The organism is Pseudonocardia terrae (assembly GCF_021343995.1).
GTDB lineage: Bacteria > Actinomycetota > Actinomycetes > Mycobacteriales > Pseudonocardiaceae > Pseudonocardia > Pseudonocardia terrae.
The window spans coordinates 194,011-209,722 of record NZ_JAJTTE010000004.1 but is presented as its reverse complement, the minus strand read 5'-3'; the positions used below and the strand labels follow the sequence as shown (position 1 = coordinate 209,722).

Annotated in this window: 9 protein-coding genes; 7 read left to right on the top strand and 2 right to left on the bottom strand. The window is 72.6% G+C overall.

Features of this window, described 5'->3' with window-relative positions; all coding sequences use genetic code 11:
• Window positions 1–21 precede the first annotated feature (21 nt).
• The 5 genes from LWC33_RS04445 to LWC33_RS04425 all read left to right on the top strand — a co-directional run bounded on the left by LWC33_RS04445 (window position 22) and on the right by LWC33_RS04425 (window position 6,310).
• The gene (locus tag LWC33_RS04445) at window positions 22–1,371 is read left to right on the top strand and encodes an MFS transporter (protein ID WP_233302907.1); all 1,350 of its coding nucleotides are present in this window, start codon (window positions 22–24) and stop codon (window positions 1,369–1,371) included.
• Window positions 1,372–1,885: 514 nt separating this feature from the next.
• A complete protein-coding gene (locus tag LWC33_RS04440) occupies window positions 1,886–2,716 on the top strand; it encodes an alkaline phosphatase PhoX (protein WP_233302906.1) in 831 nt (276 codons plus the stop codon).
• Window positions 2,717–2,895: 179 nt separating this feature from the next.
• The gene (locus LWC33_RS04435; protein ID WP_233302905.1) at window positions 2,896–5,652 is read left to right on the top strand and encodes a winged helix-turn-helix domain-containing protein; all 2,757 of its coding nucleotides are present in this window, start codon (window positions 2,896–2,898) and stop codon (window positions 5,650–5,652) included.
• 107 nt (window positions 5,653–5,759) lie between these two features.
• On the top strand, window positions 5,760–6,086 hold the full coding sequence (locus LWC33_RS04430) for a WhiB family transcriptional regulator (RefSeq protein WP_233302904.1): 327 nt from the start codon (window positions 5,760–5,762) through the stop codon (window positions 6,084–6,086).
• On the top strand, window positions 6,083–6,310 hold the full coding sequence (locus tag LWC33_RS04425) for a DUF8691 family protein (protein WP_233302903.1): 228 nt from the start codon (window positions 6,083–6,085) through the stop codon (window positions 6,308–6,310). The genes LWC33_RS04430 and LWC33_RS04425 overlap by 4 nt, the downstream gene beginning before the upstream one ends.
• A 91-nt stretch (window positions 6,311–6,401) precedes the next feature.
• Here the strand turns inward: LWC33_RS04425 and LWC33_RS04420 are convergent, their stop codons facing one another.
• Window positions 6,402–9,584, bottom strand: coding sequence for a bifunctional cytochrome P450/NADPH--P450 reductase (locus LWC33_RS04420; protein ID WP_233302902.1), 3,183 nt, complete (start codon window positions 9,582–9,584; stop codon window positions 6,402–6,404).
• A gap of 96 nt (window positions 9,585–9,680) precedes the next feature.
• On the opposite strand from LWC33_RS04420, the gene LWC33_RS04415 reads away from it, so the two are divergent.
• Window positions 9,681–10,736: an AraC family transcriptional regulator gene (locus LWC33_RS04415; protein WP_233302901.1), complete on the top strand. Its 1,056-nt coding sequence runs from the start codon at window positions 9,681–9,683 to the stop codon at window positions 10,734–10,736.
• Here the strand turns inward: LWC33_RS04415 and LWC33_RS04410 are convergent.
• Window positions 10,715–12,514 (bottom strand): thiamine pyrophosphate-dependent enzyme, encoded by a 1,800-nt coding sequence (locus LWC33_RS04410; protein WP_233302900.1) that lies wholly within the window; start codon window positions 12,512–12,514, stop codon window positions 10,715–10,717. The genes LWC33_RS04415 and LWC33_RS04410 overlap by 22 nt on opposite strands.
• A 251-nt stretch (window positions 12,515–12,765) precedes the next feature.
• On the opposite strand from LWC33_RS04410, the gene LWC33_RS04405 reads away from it, so the two are divergent.
• The gene (locus tag LWC33_RS04405) at window positions 12,766–15,684 is read left to right on the top strand and encodes an FAD-binding and (Fe-S)-binding domain-containing protein (protein WP_233302899.1); all 2,919 of its coding nucleotides are present in this window, start codon (window positions 12,766–12,768) and stop codon (window positions 15,682–15,684) included.
• Window positions 15,685–15,712 lie beyond the last annotated feature (28 nt).

The window sequence follows — 15,712 nt, the reverse complement described above, 5'->3', positions numbered from 1 at the left end:
CGGAGAAGGGAAGAACCGGCAATGACGGCCTCCACCACGACAACATCGGACCGGTTCGCGGGCAGGTTCCTCGGCCTACCCAAGGAGAACCGCAGCTACATGGTCTACCTGATCCTGGTCGCGCTCTTCGGCTGGGCCCTGGCGGCGTACGACTTCAACCTGCTCGTCTTCGCCCTGCCGACCGTCTCCACCGACCTCGGCCTGTCGACCACCCAGACCGGCCTGCTGGTCTTCATCGTGTACGCGGCCCTGTTCGTCATCACGCTCTTCGTCGGCTACGCGATGGACGTCAAGGGTCGTAAGTGGATGTGGGTCTTCGCGCTCTGCGGGGCCGCGATCTTCACCGGCCTCACGTACTTCGCGACCACCTACTGGTCGTTCGTGGTCGTGCGGGCGCTGGCGTCCGGGCTCGCCAACTCCGAGCTCGCCATCTCCATCACCCTGGTCAACGAGCAGGTCCCGGCCGCCAGGAGGGGCCTGCTCTACTCGATCGTGCAGGGCGGCTGGCCGATCGGCGTGCTCATGGCCGCCGGCGTGTGGCTCGGCCTCAGCCCGGTCCTCGGCTGGCACCTGGTCTTCGTCGTCGGCGTCGTCCCGCTGCTCTTCGTCATCGTCGCCCGGTTCAAGGTCCGCGAACCGGACCGCTACCTGCACGTCAAGGAGGTCAAGAAGGCCAAGAGCGAGGGCGACGAGGCCCGGATGACCGAGCTGCTCGAGCGCTACGACGTCGACATCAGCGAGATCGAGCAGACCACCGTCAAGCAGATCTTCCTGACCCCCGGGTGGGTGCGCACCCAGCTCATCCGCACGTCGCTGGTCTGGCTGGCCTACGCCGCCGCGTTCACCGCGACCAACACCTACATCATCTACTGGATGGTCACCTACCGTGGCTTCAGCGACAGCGACTCCACCCTCATCGTGCTGGTCGCGGCGGCTGCGGGGTGGTTCTTCTACGTCCTCGGCGGTCTGCTCGGGGAACGGTTCGGCCGGCAACGCATCCTCATCGCGAGTGCCGTACTGCTCGTCGCGCTGACCGCGCTGTGGCCCTGGCTGGCGAGCGCGTTCGCGCTGTGGATCGTCTACTTCTTCATCTACCAGTTCTCCAACGGCACGTGGTCGGGTGTCGGCTACGCCTACTGGGCCGAGAGCTTCCCGACCCGCGTGCGCGGCACGGCGATCGGCTGGCTCGGCGCGATGTTCAGCGGCGGCCTCCTGCTCGGCTCCGGGGTGTGGACGCTGCTGATCGGCCACTTCTCGCCGCTGATCGTCTGGTACGCCGTCGCGCTCGGGTTCTCGGTCATCCAGCTGCTGCTCACCTTCACCCTGCCCAACATCAGGTCGGGCCAGGAGCTCGAGAAGATCTCCACCTGACCCCGCGGTGAGGGGTCCGGACGGCGCCGGCGGACCGGGTGTGGCGCCGTCCCTTCGCCCGCCTGCCTACCGAGCGTTCATGACGATCTTGTAGGCTGTTCACCGGGAGTGCCGGAAACGGTCGGTTCGTTCGACTTCTCTTCCACTGTCCGTCGTCACCCGGAAGAGGGATCAATGACCGCCTCTGACGCTCCCCACACTCCAGCGGATACTCCCGGGGCCCAGGTCGGCCTGAACCGGCGAAGCACGTTGCGCAACTCCGCAGCCGTCGGTCTCGGCATCGCCCTCTTCGGCAGTATCGACGCGATCGCGGGTCGCCCGGCGTTCGGCGCGCCGACCCGCGCCGCGTCCGGGTACGGGCCGCTGGTGGCGGATCCCCGCAAGGTGCTGTCGCTACCCGAGGGCTTCTCCTACAAGGTCATCGCCGAGGCGGGCGTCACCCGCCTGACCGAAGCCCACGCCGAGCGACACCGACGGGACCGCGGCGTTCGGTGTCGGGAACCGGACGGCGCTCGTGAACAACCACGAGATCAATGGCGACGAACCGTTCCACGTCCCGCACCGACCCGGTCTCACCTACGACGAGGGCGCTGCGGGTGGGACGACCACCATCGAGGTGAGCGCTGAGGGTGGCCGGCTCGCCGAGTACGTCTCCGTCGCAGGTACGCACAACAACTGCGCCGGCGGTATCACCCCGTGGGGAACCTGGCTGACCTGCGAGGAGACGGAGGACAGGGCCGGCAGGCCCGCCTGCCGCCGTGGAAGCGCCCACGTCCGGGACCTGTCGCAGGCGACCACACCCGGTACCCAGTACAAGGTGGACTGGGTCGACGTGCCCGACCGGCGCGCCGCGACGACCTCGACCCGCAAGCAGTTCGCCGACGACGCGATCACCCGGAGCCGCAAGTTCGAGGGCGCCTGGTGGGCCGACGGCGGCGCCTACATCGTCGCCAGCTACGCGCGGGCGTCGGACGGCAGCGTCCACGAGCACGACGGGCAGATCTGGTTCTACGAGCCCGGCAAGGAGCGGATCACCCTGAAGACGATCTTCACGGTGAACGCGACGCCGGACCAGGACGGAACGAACTCCGACGGTCCGGACAACATCACCGTCTCCCCGTACGGAGGGGTGATCCTGGCCGAGGACGGTGAGGGCGTGCAACACCTGGTCGGCGTCACGGACCAGGGGAAGTCGTACCCCATGGCGCGCAACGACCTGAACGGCAACGAGTTCGCCGGCCCGACCTTCGGCGCGGACGGGAAGCAGCTCTTCGCCGGCATCCAGTCGCCGGGACACGTCTTCGCGATCACCGGACCGTGGCGGCGCCCGTCGAACGGAGCGTAGGCGCCCACGTACGCGACATCCGTGCCCCGCAGCGTCCGCTGCGGAGCCCGGTGCCGCGATCATTCCGGGGGCTCGCCCGCTCGGGATCCGCGCCGATCCTTCGGCGAGCCTTGACACGGTCGACGGGCCGGCGCACGGTCACGGCGGGGGGAGAAACCGCTCATGATGGTGCAGTCCCGGTGACCGGATCCCGTGGTGTCGGCACGGTGGGCACGGGCGCGAACCGCGACGTCCTGCTGGCCACGAAGCTCCGGCCGCCTCCCCTGCGGGACGGGTTCGTCGCCCGGCCCCGGCTGTCGGCCTCGTTGGCCGATGCGGTGAGCCGGGAGCTGGTGGTGGTCTCGGCGCCGGCCGGGTTCGGCAAGTCCAGCGCGATCGCCGAGTGGGCCGCCCGCTGCGGGACGCCGGTCGCGTGGTTGTCTCTGGACGACGCCGACAACGACCCGGTCCGCTTCTGGCGCCACGTCGCGGCCGCGCTGGACGTCGCCCGGCCGGGCATCGCCGCGGCCGTCGGCGCGCGGTCGGGCGGGGTCTCGACGCCGTCGTACCACGCGGCCGTGGCAGCCCTGGTCAACGAGCTCGCCGAGAGCGCCGAGACGGTCGTGCTGGTGCTGGACGACTACCACGTCGTCGACTCGGCGGCGGTCCACGCCTCCCTGACCGACCTGCTCGAGCACCTTCCCGGCGCGCTGCGGCTCCTGGTGGCCACCCGGGCGGACCCTCCGCTACCGCTGGCACGGATGCGGGCGCGCGGCCGGCTCGCCGAGCTGCGCGCCGAGGACCTGCGCTTCACCGTCGCGGAGTCGGGAGCGCTGCTCGGCGCCGCCACCGCCCGCTCGTTGTCACCGGAGGCGACCGCGACCCTCGCGGCCCGTACCGAGGGCTGGGCGGCGGGGCTCCAGCTCGCCGCGTTGTCGCTGGCGCGCCGGACGGACGTGGAGCGCTTCGTCACCGAGTTCTCCGGCAGCAACCGGTTCGTGCTCGACTACCTGACCGAGGAGGTGCTCGACGGCCAGTCGGCTGCCGTGCGCGGGTTCCTGCTGGAGACGTCGGTGCTGGAACGGCTGTCGGGACCGTTGTGCGACGCGGTCCGCGGGCGCGACGACAGCCAGGAGCTGCTGGAGCAGATCGAGCAGGCCAACCTGTTCCTCCACCCGCTCGACGACGTCCGCCGGTGGTGGCGCTATCACCACCTGTTCGCCGACCTGCTCCGTGCCCGGCTGGCCCGCGAGCAGCCCGGGCGCGTCGCGGACCTGCACCGCGCCGCCGGCGACTGGTTCGCGCGCCACGGGCTCGCCGATCAGGCGGTGCACCACCTGCTCGCGATCGGCGACCACGAGCGCGCTGCCGACATCGTCGGCGAGCAGGTGCCGGCGCAGCTCCGACGACGCGAGGCGGCGACCCTGTACCGGTGGCTGGCCGCCCTCCCTCGCGAGCGACTGCGCCTGCGCCCCCACCTGTGCGCGACGAAGGCCCTCGCGGCGTTGGTCAGCGGGCACGTCGAGGAGGTCGAACCGCTGCTCGCCGAAGCGGAAGGCGGCCTCGACGCGGGGGCGGAGTCCGGACCGGGGCTGGGTCCGGTCCCCGCCGTCGTCGCGCTGGTCCGCGCCGAGCTCGCCCTGCGGACCGGCGGCGGCGGGGCAGCGGTCCGGCACGCCCGCGACGGCCTGACCCTCGTCGACCGCGCCGACGGCTACCTCGAGTACTTCCTCCGCTACGACCTGGCGGCCGGGTTCCTGCTCGAGGGTGCGGCCGAGGCCGCCGAACCGCTCCTCGACGAGCTCGCCGTGCACCCGTGGGCCGCGCGCGCCGACCCGTTCTTCGCGGCCCGCACGCTCTCCCTGATCGGCTGGATGCGGGTGGTCCAGGGCCGCCTCGACGAGGCCCTCCGGATCTACCGCAACGCCCTCGACACGTGGGCCCGACCGACCGACCGCACGCACCTGCCGGACGCCGGCGTCGCCCACGCGCGGCTGGCCCAGATCTCCTACCTGCGCGGCGAGCTGGACGCGGCGGCCGAGCAGGCCGAGGCCGCCGTCGAGCAGTGCCGCCGGCTGGGCCGGCCCCGCTGGCAGGTCACCGCGCTGGTCACCGCTGCCCGGATCCGGCATGCCCGCGGGGAGGACGACCGGGCGACCGAGGCACTGGACGAGGCGGGAGGGCTCGCAGCGGGGTCCGGCGTCGCCGGGCCCATCGCGGCGTCGGTGGGCGTGCAGGCGGCCCGCATCGCGCTCGCCCGTGGCCGGGTCGACGACGTCGCGGACTGGGTGCGAGGCCGCGGCTTCGCACCGGGCGACGAACCGCACTATCCGCGCGAGCCGGAGTACCTCCTCCTGGCACGCTTCCTCCTCCGCCGACAGCCGCGGCAGGCCGTCCAGCTGCTCGCCGGGTGGCACGACCTGGCTGAATCCCAGCACCGCACGGGCAGCGTCGTCGAGATCCGCGTCCTCGCGGCGTTGGCCCACGCGGAGCTCGGCGACCCGGCCGGCGCGGCGACGATCCTGGTCGACGCACTCGCCCTGGCGGCACCGCACCGGCAGCTGCAGGTGTTCGTCGACGAGGGCGCCGCCGCGGCCGCGCTGCTGCGCGAGCTGCTCGTCGGCCGGCGCCTGGAGCGGCTCGACGGCGGCCGGGCCGTCCCGCACGCCTTCCTGTCCGCGCTGAGCGCGGCCTTTCACCGGAGTGGACATCCGCTGCTGCCCGCCGCCCGGCCCGGCGCGGTCGCCGCCCCCGGTCTGGTCGAGCCGCTCACCGCCCGGGAGCAGGAGATCCTCTCCCTGCTGGCCGACGGCCGACCCAACCGCGCCATCGCCGAGGAGCTGGTGATCTCCGTCGACACCGTCAAACGCCACGTCACCCACCTGCTCGACAAGCTCGCCGCCGGCAACCGCACGGAGGCGGTCGCCCGGGCGCGCGTTCTCGGGCTGCTGTCCTGACCGGGCGACGGTGGTGGTCGCGAGATACCACCGTGTGTCCCACCTTCGCGTGATCCCGGCAGCGGCCGGTCCCCCTACCGTCGCCGGGGTCCGGAAGGAGGTGGGCGATGCCCACGTCAGCGACCGTCCCCCTGCGTAGCGCCCCGGTGGACATCCGGCGTCGTCGGCGCGCTGCCCGGGTACAGGCCGGCCTCGCCCTACCGTGCCAGCACGCGGACCCCGACCTGTGGTTCGCCGTCTCGCCCGTCGACCTGGAACGGGCGAAGGGGCTGTGCCGGCCCTGCCCGGTCCGCGCGGAGTGCCTGACCGGGGCGGTGCGCCGGGGTGAGCCGTGGGGGGTCTGGGGCGGCGAGATCATCGACCGCGGCACCGTGATCACTCACAAGCGGGGCCCCGGGCGCCCGCCGCGATCCGCGTTGGCGGACTCGGGATGAGCGGGGGACCGGCGTTCTACGAGATCCGGGTGGACGCGGTGCTCGACGACGCCTGGTCGGCGTGTTTCGACGGGTTCGTGGCCACCGAAGGCCCGGCGGGGCAGACCGTGCTCACCGGGCCACTGGCCGACCAGGCCGCCTTGCACGGCGCGCTGGCCAGGATCCGCGATCTCGGTGTGCCACTGCTGTCGGTGCGGCAGCTGGAGCCGCCGTCGACCTCCTAGGCACCATCCGTCGCCGGGTGACCCCGAGGCGCCGCTGCTGTCGGTGAAGCGCCGGTCGCCTCCCCTGGGCCGATTCGGTCGCTGTGGTGTGTCAGGCGAAGACGTCCGTGACGAACCGGCCGTGGTCGCGTTGCATCGCGTCGAGCCAGGCCTCGGCCTCCTCGCGGGTGGCGCCAATCGCCTCGACGTAGATGCGGGCGCAGGTGTCGTACACGGCGGGGGCCATGCGCCGGCCGTCGCCGCAGACGTAGAAGGTCGCCCCGTCGCGCACGAGCTCGACCACCTGCTCGCGGTCGGCCCACAGCCGGTCCTGCACGTAGGCCCGGTCGGCGAGGTCGTCGACCTGGGAGAAGGCCGGGTGCAGCTCGACGAGCCCGGCGTCGCCCCAGGCGGCGAGCTCGTCGCGGTAGAGGTAGTCCACGTCGGGGTGGCGACAGCCGAAGAAGAGCAGCGCCGGGGCGGGGGTGACGCCCTCGGCCTGCGCCTGCAACGCCCGGTCCTGCAGGAACCCGCGGAACGGGGCGAGCCCGCTGCCGGCGGCGACCATGATGATCGGGGTGGCGAGCGAGCGCGGCGGGTGGAAGGCCACGTTCGAGGGCCGGACCGTGACCGCGATCTTGGTCCCGGGACGGGCCTGGGCGAGGTAGGTCGAGGCCGCGCCCTCGTAGACGCCCTCGCCGGACAGCGCCGGCCCGCGGACGACCGACAGTGTCAGGGTGACGTGGTCGGGGCTCCACCGCGGCGAGGAGGAGATCGAGTACTGCCGCGGGGTGAGCGGGGCCAGCATCTGCAGGAAGGACGCGAACGCGGGTCGGCAGGCCGGGTAGCGCTCGAGCAGGTCGAGCACGCTGACCCGCTTGTCCAGCACCTCGGCGGCGTGGGTCTGCGGGTCCGCGGCGAGCGCCTCCAGGGCCTTGCGATCCGGCGGACAGACGGTAGCGGCGGCGAGCTGCTCGATCTGGCGGCGGGTCGCGGGCTGGGCCAGCTCGACGTACCCGGCCAGCAGCTCGCCCGCGGTCACCGGGGTGTCGGTGGGCAGGAACGTGTGGCCGCCCTCGCCCACCCGGATCACGACGGTGGCGTCGTAGGCGAGGTCGAAGCGGCTCAGCGCCCGGTCCACCGCCGCAGCGGGGTTGAGCGGCAGGACCGCCAGGTAGTCACCGGCCCGGTAGCTCTGTCCCTCGGGCAGGGCGATCTCGACGTGCCGCGTGGACCGCCCCCCGGACGTGCTCTGGTCGACCAGCTCCCGGTTGGCGACCATGGTGCCCAGCTGCAGCCGGTTCTGCCGCAGGATCGGCTCGCGCACCGCCCCGACGAACTCGACCTCCAACAGCGGCGCCACGGCCTGCGCGCCGTCGACCAGCCCGAACTCGGCGTTCACCGGCGCCCAGAAGCCGTCGTACCAGTCCTCGAAGTCGCCGAAGAAGTCCCCACGGGCGTCGGCCTCGCCGCGCTCGACCAGTCGTCGCGCGCCGGCCCGGGCGAGGTGACCGTCGATGGCCTTCGGCACGGCCTGGTAGGTCCGCGCCCAGTCGGTGTTGCCGTTGCCGAACACGACGTACCGCACGCCGTCGAGGGCGCCCTCGGGCAGCCCCTCCACCCACTGCACGAAGGTGCGGGCGTTGTCCGGGGGCCGGCCCTCGTACGACGAGGAGACGATCGCGACCAGGCCTTCGGTCGGCAGGTGACCGGCGGCGCTGTCGAGGGTGTCGACGGTAGGCGTGTAGCCGCGGGTGCGGGCGTCGTTGGCGATCCGCTGCGCGAAGGCCTCGGAGGCGCCGGCGTCGGAGCCGTAGAGCACCCGCACGGGGATGCCGTTGGCCGTCGCGGGCGCGACGGCCTGCCCGGCCGCAGCACCACGGGCCGGTGCGGAGTCGGCCGGGGCGATCGTCGTCGGCCGGCGCCGGACGTGCACGAACAGCCCCTCGGGCTTCATCGTCAAGGTCTGCTTGATGGCCAGCTCGTAGTCCGGATCCGCGGCGACGACGTCGAAGCGCTGCAGCATCATCGCCAGGAACAGGGTCGCCTCCTGCAGGGCGAAGCCCCTGCCGATGCAGGAGCGCTGCCCGTTGCCGAAGGGCTTCCACGCGTTGGGCGGCAGCTGGGCGGCCCGGTCGAAGGCGAACCGGTCCGGGTCGAAGGTCTCCGCGTCCTCGCCCCACGCCACGGTGTCGCGGTGCAGCTGCGGGGTGAGCACCAGCAGCGTCTGTCCGGCCTTCACGGGGTAGTGCCCGCCGAGCACGGTGTCCTCGTAGGGCTGCACCGCGAAGGCCGGCGCGGTGGGCCACAGCCGCAGCGACTCCTTGAGGATCTGGTCGAGGTAGCCCAGCCGCGCCAGGTCCTCGAACCGCGGCGCCCGGCCGCCGAGGACCTCGTCGACGTGGGCCCGGGCCCGCTCGAGCACCTGCGGGTTGCGCAGCAGCTCGTAGAGGGTGAACGTCAGCAGCCCGCTGGTGGTCTCGTGTCCCGCGATCAGGAACGTGACGAGCTGGTAGCGGACGTTCTCGTCGGACAGCCGCTCTCCGGTCCGGGGGTCGGCGGCCTCGAGCATCGTGTCGAGGATGTCGTGCTCGCCCTCGGGCAGCGGGTGCCGGCGCCGGTCGGAGATCAGCTGGTCGGCGATCTCGTCCATCAGCCGCTTGTCCTCGTCGTACTGGTGCCGGGTGCGCAGCATCAGCCGGTTCTGGATCGGCAGCCGCCGGCCGCGCTCACCGGACTCCACCAGCGCGCGGACCATGGCGCCGACGAACGGGTGCAGCTGGTCGCTGTACATGCTGTTGAAGCGGTAGCCGAACGAGCACAACGCGATCGTGTCCAGCGTCAGTCGCGTCGTGTTGTCGGCCACGTCGATCCGGGCGCCGGGGCCCTGACGCTCCCACTTGAGCAGCAGCTGGTCGGCGATGTCGACCATGCCGTCGAACATCCGGCGCAGCGCGGCGGGCCCGAAGGCGGGCATGAGGATCCGGTGCGCGGCCCCCCAGTTCGGCTCGGCCGTCTCGGCGGTGAACAGCCCGTCGCCGGCGAAGTCGCGGACGTTCCTCAAGGGGTTGTGCAGCTTCTTGTCGAAGCGGGACTCGTCGCACAGCTCGTCGACCAGCTCCTGGGAGCTGACGACCAGCATCTCGGCGCCCAGCAGCTCGAGCCGGTAGATCGGGCCGTACTCGCGGGCCAGGTCGACCAGGCCCCAGATGCCCTTCTCGGGGTCGAGGTCGGGCAGGTTCCCGACCAGCGGGCGCGGGCGGGGCTGCGGGATCACTTCAGCGGGGGCCGACATCTGCTCCTCCAACACGTGTGGGTGCTGATCCCACCGTGCCCTCCGCAGCCCCCGGGAAACTTGCTCCGACGCGACAGTGATTTAGCCTTGTGTGCCATGACGGCGATCGGACGGGCGGGAGTGCTGCGCGGGCTGCCCGCCGTCGTCGACCGGCTGGGCGGCGACGGCACCGCGCTGCTCGCCCGTTTCCGGGTGCCCGGCGAGGCCCTCGACACCGACGCGATGCTCCCGGTGCGGCTGATCGCACGGATCCTGGAGACCGCCGCCGCGGAGCTCGACCGCCCCGACCTCGGCCTGCTCCTGGCCGAGCAGCAGGACACCGGCGTGTTCGGGCCGCTGGCGCCGGCCCTGGAGAACGCCCGGACCTTCGACGACGCCCTGCAGATCGCCACGCGGTTCCTGTTCGTGCGCAGCCCCGGCGTCGTCGTCGAGCAGAGCGACGACCCGGAGGCGACCGCCGGTGTCGTGGCGATCGTCCTGCGCACCGGCGAGGCCGGACCCGCGGCCCCGCAGCTGACCGACTACGGCCTCGGCCTGCTCCACCGCGTGGTGGTGCTGCTGTACGGCGGCCGCTACGGCCTGCGCGCAGTCCACCTCCCCCACGCACCCCTGGCACCCGTCGCCCGCTACGTCGACTGGTTCGGCGCCGATGTCCGGTTCGACCGGCCCGAACCGCTGCTGCGCGTGCCGTCCCAGCTGCTCCGCACCGCGGTCCCCGGCAACAACCCGGTCCTGCGCGAGATCGCCCTCGACTACATGGCCAGCCACTTCGGCGAGCCCGGCCGGGCCGTGACGAGCCAGGTGCGGATGCTCCTCGCCCGGTCGCTCGGCTCCGCTCCGGTGTCGATCGAGGCCGTCGCCCGATCGCTCGCCACGCCCCCACGCACGCTGCAGCGCCGGCTCGCCGCCGAGGGCACCACCTTCGAGACGGTCCTCGACGAGGTCCGCCGCGACACCGCCCACCGGCTCGTCACGGAGACCGACGTCCCGCTGTCCCAGGTCGCCGCCCTCGTCGGCTTCACCCGCCAGTCCACCCTCACCCGCGCCGTGCACCGCTGGTTCGGGTGCACCCCCCGTGCCCTCCGGAAGGCAGCAGCGAGGGGGCCGTCGTGCGGGTCCGCCGGGGCTGCTCAGCGGCCGGTCGGCTGGTAGCGGGCCAGCTCGTCGCGGATGGACCGGACGGCGGGCGACATCGCGACCACACCCGGGTCGAGGAGGTTCGCCGCGATCTCCTTCCGGGCGGCCTCGCCCCGCTCGAACGCGGTCAGCATCTTCTCGGCCTGCGCAGGCTTGAACGTGTCTGCCATCGGCGACTCGTGCGGCGTGACCACCGCGTCGACCAGGCACGGCCCGTCGTGCGCCAGGGCCTCGGCGAGCACCCGCGGCGCCTCGGCCGGGTCCTCGAGCCGGTAGCCGCGCACCCCGCAGCCCTCGGCCACCGCGGCGAAGTCGACCGGGGAGAGCTCGCAGGCGAAGTGCGGGTTGCCCAGGAGCGCGTTCTGCTCGAACACCTCCATGGCCAAGGATCCGTTGTTGACCACCACGACCGTGATCGGCAGCCGGTGCTGGGCCAGGGTGGCGAGCTCGCCCATGCCCATGCTCATGCTCCCGTCGCCGGTGAACGCCACCACCGGCCGGTCGGGGTGGGCGAGCTGGGCGCCGATGGCGTAGGGGACGGCCGAGCCCATCGAGCACAGGGTGCCGGAGAACGAGTACTGCATCCCGCGCCGCAGCTTGATCCGCCCGCCCCACGCGGTGACGGTCCCGGCGTCCCCGGTGACGATCGCGCCGTCCGGCAGGTTCTCGGACAGGCACCAGGTGAGCACCTGGGGCTTCATGGGCGTGTCCCGGCACTCGGCCTGCCGGCGGAGCAGGTCCCACCAGTCACGCATGCCCTGCTGGGCGTGGTCGAGGAAGGAGCGGTCCTCTTTGCGCTCGAGCAGCGGGGCCAGCTCGCGCAGCGTCGTCGCCGCGTCGCCGACCAGGCCGACCTCGACCGGGTAGCGCAACGCGATCCGGTCGCCGTGCAGGTCGATCTGCACCCCGCGCGCCTGCCCGGGCTGCGGCCAGAACTCCGCGTACGGAGTCGACGAGCCGACGACGAGGAACCCGTCGCAGTTCTCGAACGCCTCGTGGCTGGGGCGGGTACCGATCAGCCCCATCCCGCCGGTCGTGTAAGGGCTGTCGTCGGGCACGCAGTCCTTGCCCAGCCCGGCCTTGACGATCGGGGCGGCGAGCAGCTCGGCGACCTGTTCGAGCACGTCCCCGGCGCCACGGGCCCCCGCGCCTGCGCAGATCGCGACCCGGTCGCACGAGTTGAGGATCTCGGCGGCCCGGTGCAGCTGCTCGTCGGGCGGACGGCTCACGGTCGGCTGCGCGGCCAGCGAGGTGTGCCCCGGCACGTTCTTGCTCGAGCGCTGGTCCTCGGTCTGCGACTGGACGTCGATGGGTATGGCCAGGTGCACAGGGGACCGGTTCTCCCAGGCGTTACGCACCGCGAGATCGGTGACCGGCACCGCGTGCGCCGGGCCCATCACCCGCTCCGAGTAGGTGCACGCGCCGGCGAACAGCCGGTCCGACGGCAGGTCCTGCAGCAGGTGCGTGCCGATCGTGTCGTGATAGGAGAGGCCGGTGAGCGCCAGCACGGGGGCGCCGTCGATCCGGGCGTCGTAGAGGCCGTTGAGCAGGTGCACCGCGCCGGGCCCGGCGGTGGCCACGACAGCGGCCATCCGCCCGGAGAACTTCGCGTAGCCCACCGCCGCCAGGGCCGCGGCCTCCTCGTGCCGGACGTGGACGAACCGCATCGTGTCCGTGTGCGTGCGCAGCGACTCGAAGAACCCGTTGATCTGGTCGCCGCACAGCCCGATGCACGTGTCGATCCCCCACTCCTGCAGCCGCTCGAGGATCAGGTCCGAGGTCGTCTTCGACACGAGGGCTCCTTCGACGCGTGAGATCGGTTCGGGAACCGGCGTATCCGGCTGTGCCGAAGAGAAACGCGAACTGCAAACGTTGCGCTATCGCAAGGTTTGGGGTGCCTCCCCCGGGAAGCCCGTTCACGACGGCGGGGAGACCCTGCGGAGGTGCGGGACGACCGGCACACAGCAACTCACGCGTCGCTCGGCATTCCCCCGGGGCGTCCTGCCGTTGTCCGCACGCGTCTGATCGACGCAGGGGAGGCCCCGTGACCGCCACCGGGATCGTCGACCGCGGCCGGCTGGCCCGCGACCTCACACACGCGCTCGACGGCGAGGCCCGCTTCGACGAGGGTTCCCGCGCGCTCTACGCCAACGACGCCTCGATCTACCGGGAGGTGCCGTTGGGCGTCGTGCTCCCGCGGCACGCCGACGACGTGGTCGCGACCGTGGCGATCTGCCGCGAGCACGGCGTGCCGATCGCCGCCCGTGGCTGCGGCACCGGTCTGGCCGGTCAGAGCACCACGCACGGCGTGATCGTCGACTTCTCCAAGTACATGCGGAGGATCGTCGAGCTCGACCCGCAGCGCCAGATCGCCCGGGTCCAGCCCGGCGTGGTCTGCGACCAGCTCCGCAACGCAGCGGCCGAGCACGGACTGACCTTCGCCGTCGACCCCGCGACCCACGACCGCAACACCCTCGGCGGGATGATCGGCAACAACTCCTGCGGCACCCACTCGGTGTGGGGCGGCAAGACCGTGGACAACGTCCTGGAGCTGGACGTCGTCACCTACGACGGCACCCGGATGCGGGTCGGACCCACGGACGAGGAGACCTACCGGCGGATCCTCGCCGAGGGCGGCCGGCGCGCCGAGATCTACCGGCGCTGCCGGGAGCTGGTCGACGCGCACGCCGGGATGATCCGCGACCGGTACCCGGAGATCCCCCGCCGGGTCTCCGGCTACAACCTCCCGGATCTGTTGCCGGAGAAGAACTTCGACCTCGCCAAGGCGTTGGTCGGCAGCGAGTCCACGTGCGTGCTGGTGCTCGAGGCGACCGTCCGGCTGCTGCCCGACCCGCCGCACCATTCGCTGCTCGTCGTCGGTTACCCGGACGCGGCGACCGCCGCGGACCACGTCCCCGACTTCCTCGACACCGGCCCGATCGGGCTGGAGTGCTTCGACGCCGGCGTCGTCCGCAACATGGACCTGCACGGAGCCCACAACCCCGGCATCGGCATGCTGCCCGAAGGCGACGCCTGGCTGCTCGTCGAGTACGGCGCGGACAGCCAGGAGGACGTCGACGCCCACGTCGAGAAGGTCCGGGCCCGCGCGGGCGACGGGGCGGGGACGCCGAAGGCGTTCGAGGACGCCGAGAGCCAGGAACAGGTGTGGGAGGTCCGGCGCAGCGCCATCGAGTTCACCCGGGTGCCCGGCCGCCACGCCGGCCTGGCCGGCTGGGAGGACGCCGCGGTCGCCCCCGAACGACTCGGCGACTACCTGCGCGAGTACCTCGCCCTGCTCGACCGGCACGGCTACCACAGCGTGATCTTCGGCCACTTCGGACAGGGGTGTCTGCACAACCGGCTCGACCTGCACCTGACCAGCGCCCCGGACGTCGCGAACTTCGGCCGTTTCCTCCAGGAGGCGGGCGATCTCGTGGTGCGGTTCGGGGGCTCGCTGTCCGGGGAGCACGGCGACGGGCAGCTGCGCGCCGACCAGCTGGACAAGATGTTCGGCCCGGACATGGTGGAGGTCCTCCGGCAGTTCAAGGCGATCTTCGACCCGGACGGCCGGATGAACCCCGGCAAGATCGTGCGGCCCTACCCGCCGACGACGAACCTCGGCCTGGCCACCGGGTACCAGCCGCGGCACGTCCGGACCCACTTCCGGTTCCCCGACGACCACCTCGGGTTCGCCGACGCGGTCAACCGCTGCTTCGGGATCGGCAAGTGCCGCCACGAGGCCGGAGGCACCATGTGCCCCAGCTACATGGTCACCCACGAGGAGGAGCACAGCACCCGCGGCCGCGCCCGCCTGCTCCTGGAGATGATGGGCGGGCACCTGTCCGACCGGTCGCCCGCCGGGCGCCGCTCCGGCTGGCGCGACGAGCACGTCAAGGACGCCCTCGACCTGTGTCTGGCCTGCAAGGGCTGCAAGGGCGACTGTCCCGTCGGCGTCGACATGGCCACCTACAAGGCCGAGTTCCTGGCCCACTTCTACGCGCGCCGGCTGCGCCCCCCGTTCGCGTACGCGACCGGCCTGATCCCGATCTGGGCCCGCTTCGCCTCCCACGCACCCGGTCTCACCAACGCCGCGCTCGCCGCGCCGGGCCTGGGTCTGATCGCGCGCAGGCTCGCCGGCATCGACCGTCGTCGCGAGGCCCCACCCTTCGCCGCCCGCACCTTCCGGTCCTGGTTCGCCGACCGCGGACCGCGCCCGACGGGCAGGGAGGTGGTGTTGTGGCCGGACACCTTCACCGACCACTTCACCCCCGAGGTCGGGATCGCCGCGGTGGAGGTGCTCGAGTCCGCCGGCTACGTCGTCCGGATTCCGCAGCGGGTGCTGTGCTGCGGCCGGCCGCTCTACGACTTCGGGATGCTGCGCACCGCGAAACGCTGGCTGCGGCGGATCCTCGAGGAGCTGCACGAGCCGATCGCCCGCGGCGTCCCGCTGGTCGGGCTCGAGCCCAGCTGCCTGGCGGTGTTCCGCGACGAGCTGACCAACCTCTTCCCGGCCGACGCCGACGCCCAGCGGCTGGCGGCCCAGAGCTTCACCCTGGCCGAGCTGCTCGCCCGCACCGAGGACTACGTCCCGCCCGCGCTGCACCGCACGGCGCTGGCCCAGATGCACTGCCATCAGAACGCCGTCATCGGCACCGACCCCGACCACGCGCTGCTGCGCCGCATGGGGGTCGACCTGCAGCTGCCCGATTCCGGCTGCTGCGGGATGGCCGGCAGTTTCGGCTACGGGGCCGGCGAGCAGTACGAGGTTTCGGTCGCGGCGGGCGAACGCGTCATCCTGCCCGCCGTGCGCCGGGCCGCCCCCGACACGCTGATCCTCGCCGACGGGTTCAGCTGCCGCAGCCAGATCCGCCACGGCACCGGCCGCGACGCCCTGCACCTCGCCCAGGTCCTCGCCACGGCTGCCCGCCACGGCCCCGACGGCCCCGCTGCCGACGCGTCCTGAGCACCCGGGCCGGCACGGCGACCCGGGC

Excerpts from the sequence above, each read along its gene's own strand:
- LWC33_RS04445 (WP_233302907.1), top strand. The coding sequence starts at position 22 with ATGACGGCCTCCACCACGACAACATCGGACCGGTTCGCGGGCAGGTTC.
- LWC33_RS04430 (WP_233302904.1), top strand. The coding sequence starts at position 5,760 with ATGCCCACGTCAGCGACCGTCCCCCTGCGTAGCGCCCCGGTGGACATC.
- LWC33_RS04425 (WP_233302903.1), top strand. The coding sequence starts at position 6,083 with ATGAGCGGGGGACCGGCGTTCTACGAGATCCGGGTGGACGCGGTGCTC.
- LWC33_RS04420 (WP_233302902.1), bottom strand. The coding sequence starts at position 9,584 with ATGTCGGCCCCCGCTGAAGTGATCCCGCAGCCCCGCCCGCGCCCGCTG.
- LWC33_RS04415 (WP_233302901.1), top strand. The coding sequence starts at position 9,681 with ATGACGGCGATCGGACGGGCGGGAGTGCTGCGCGGGCTGCCCGCCGTC.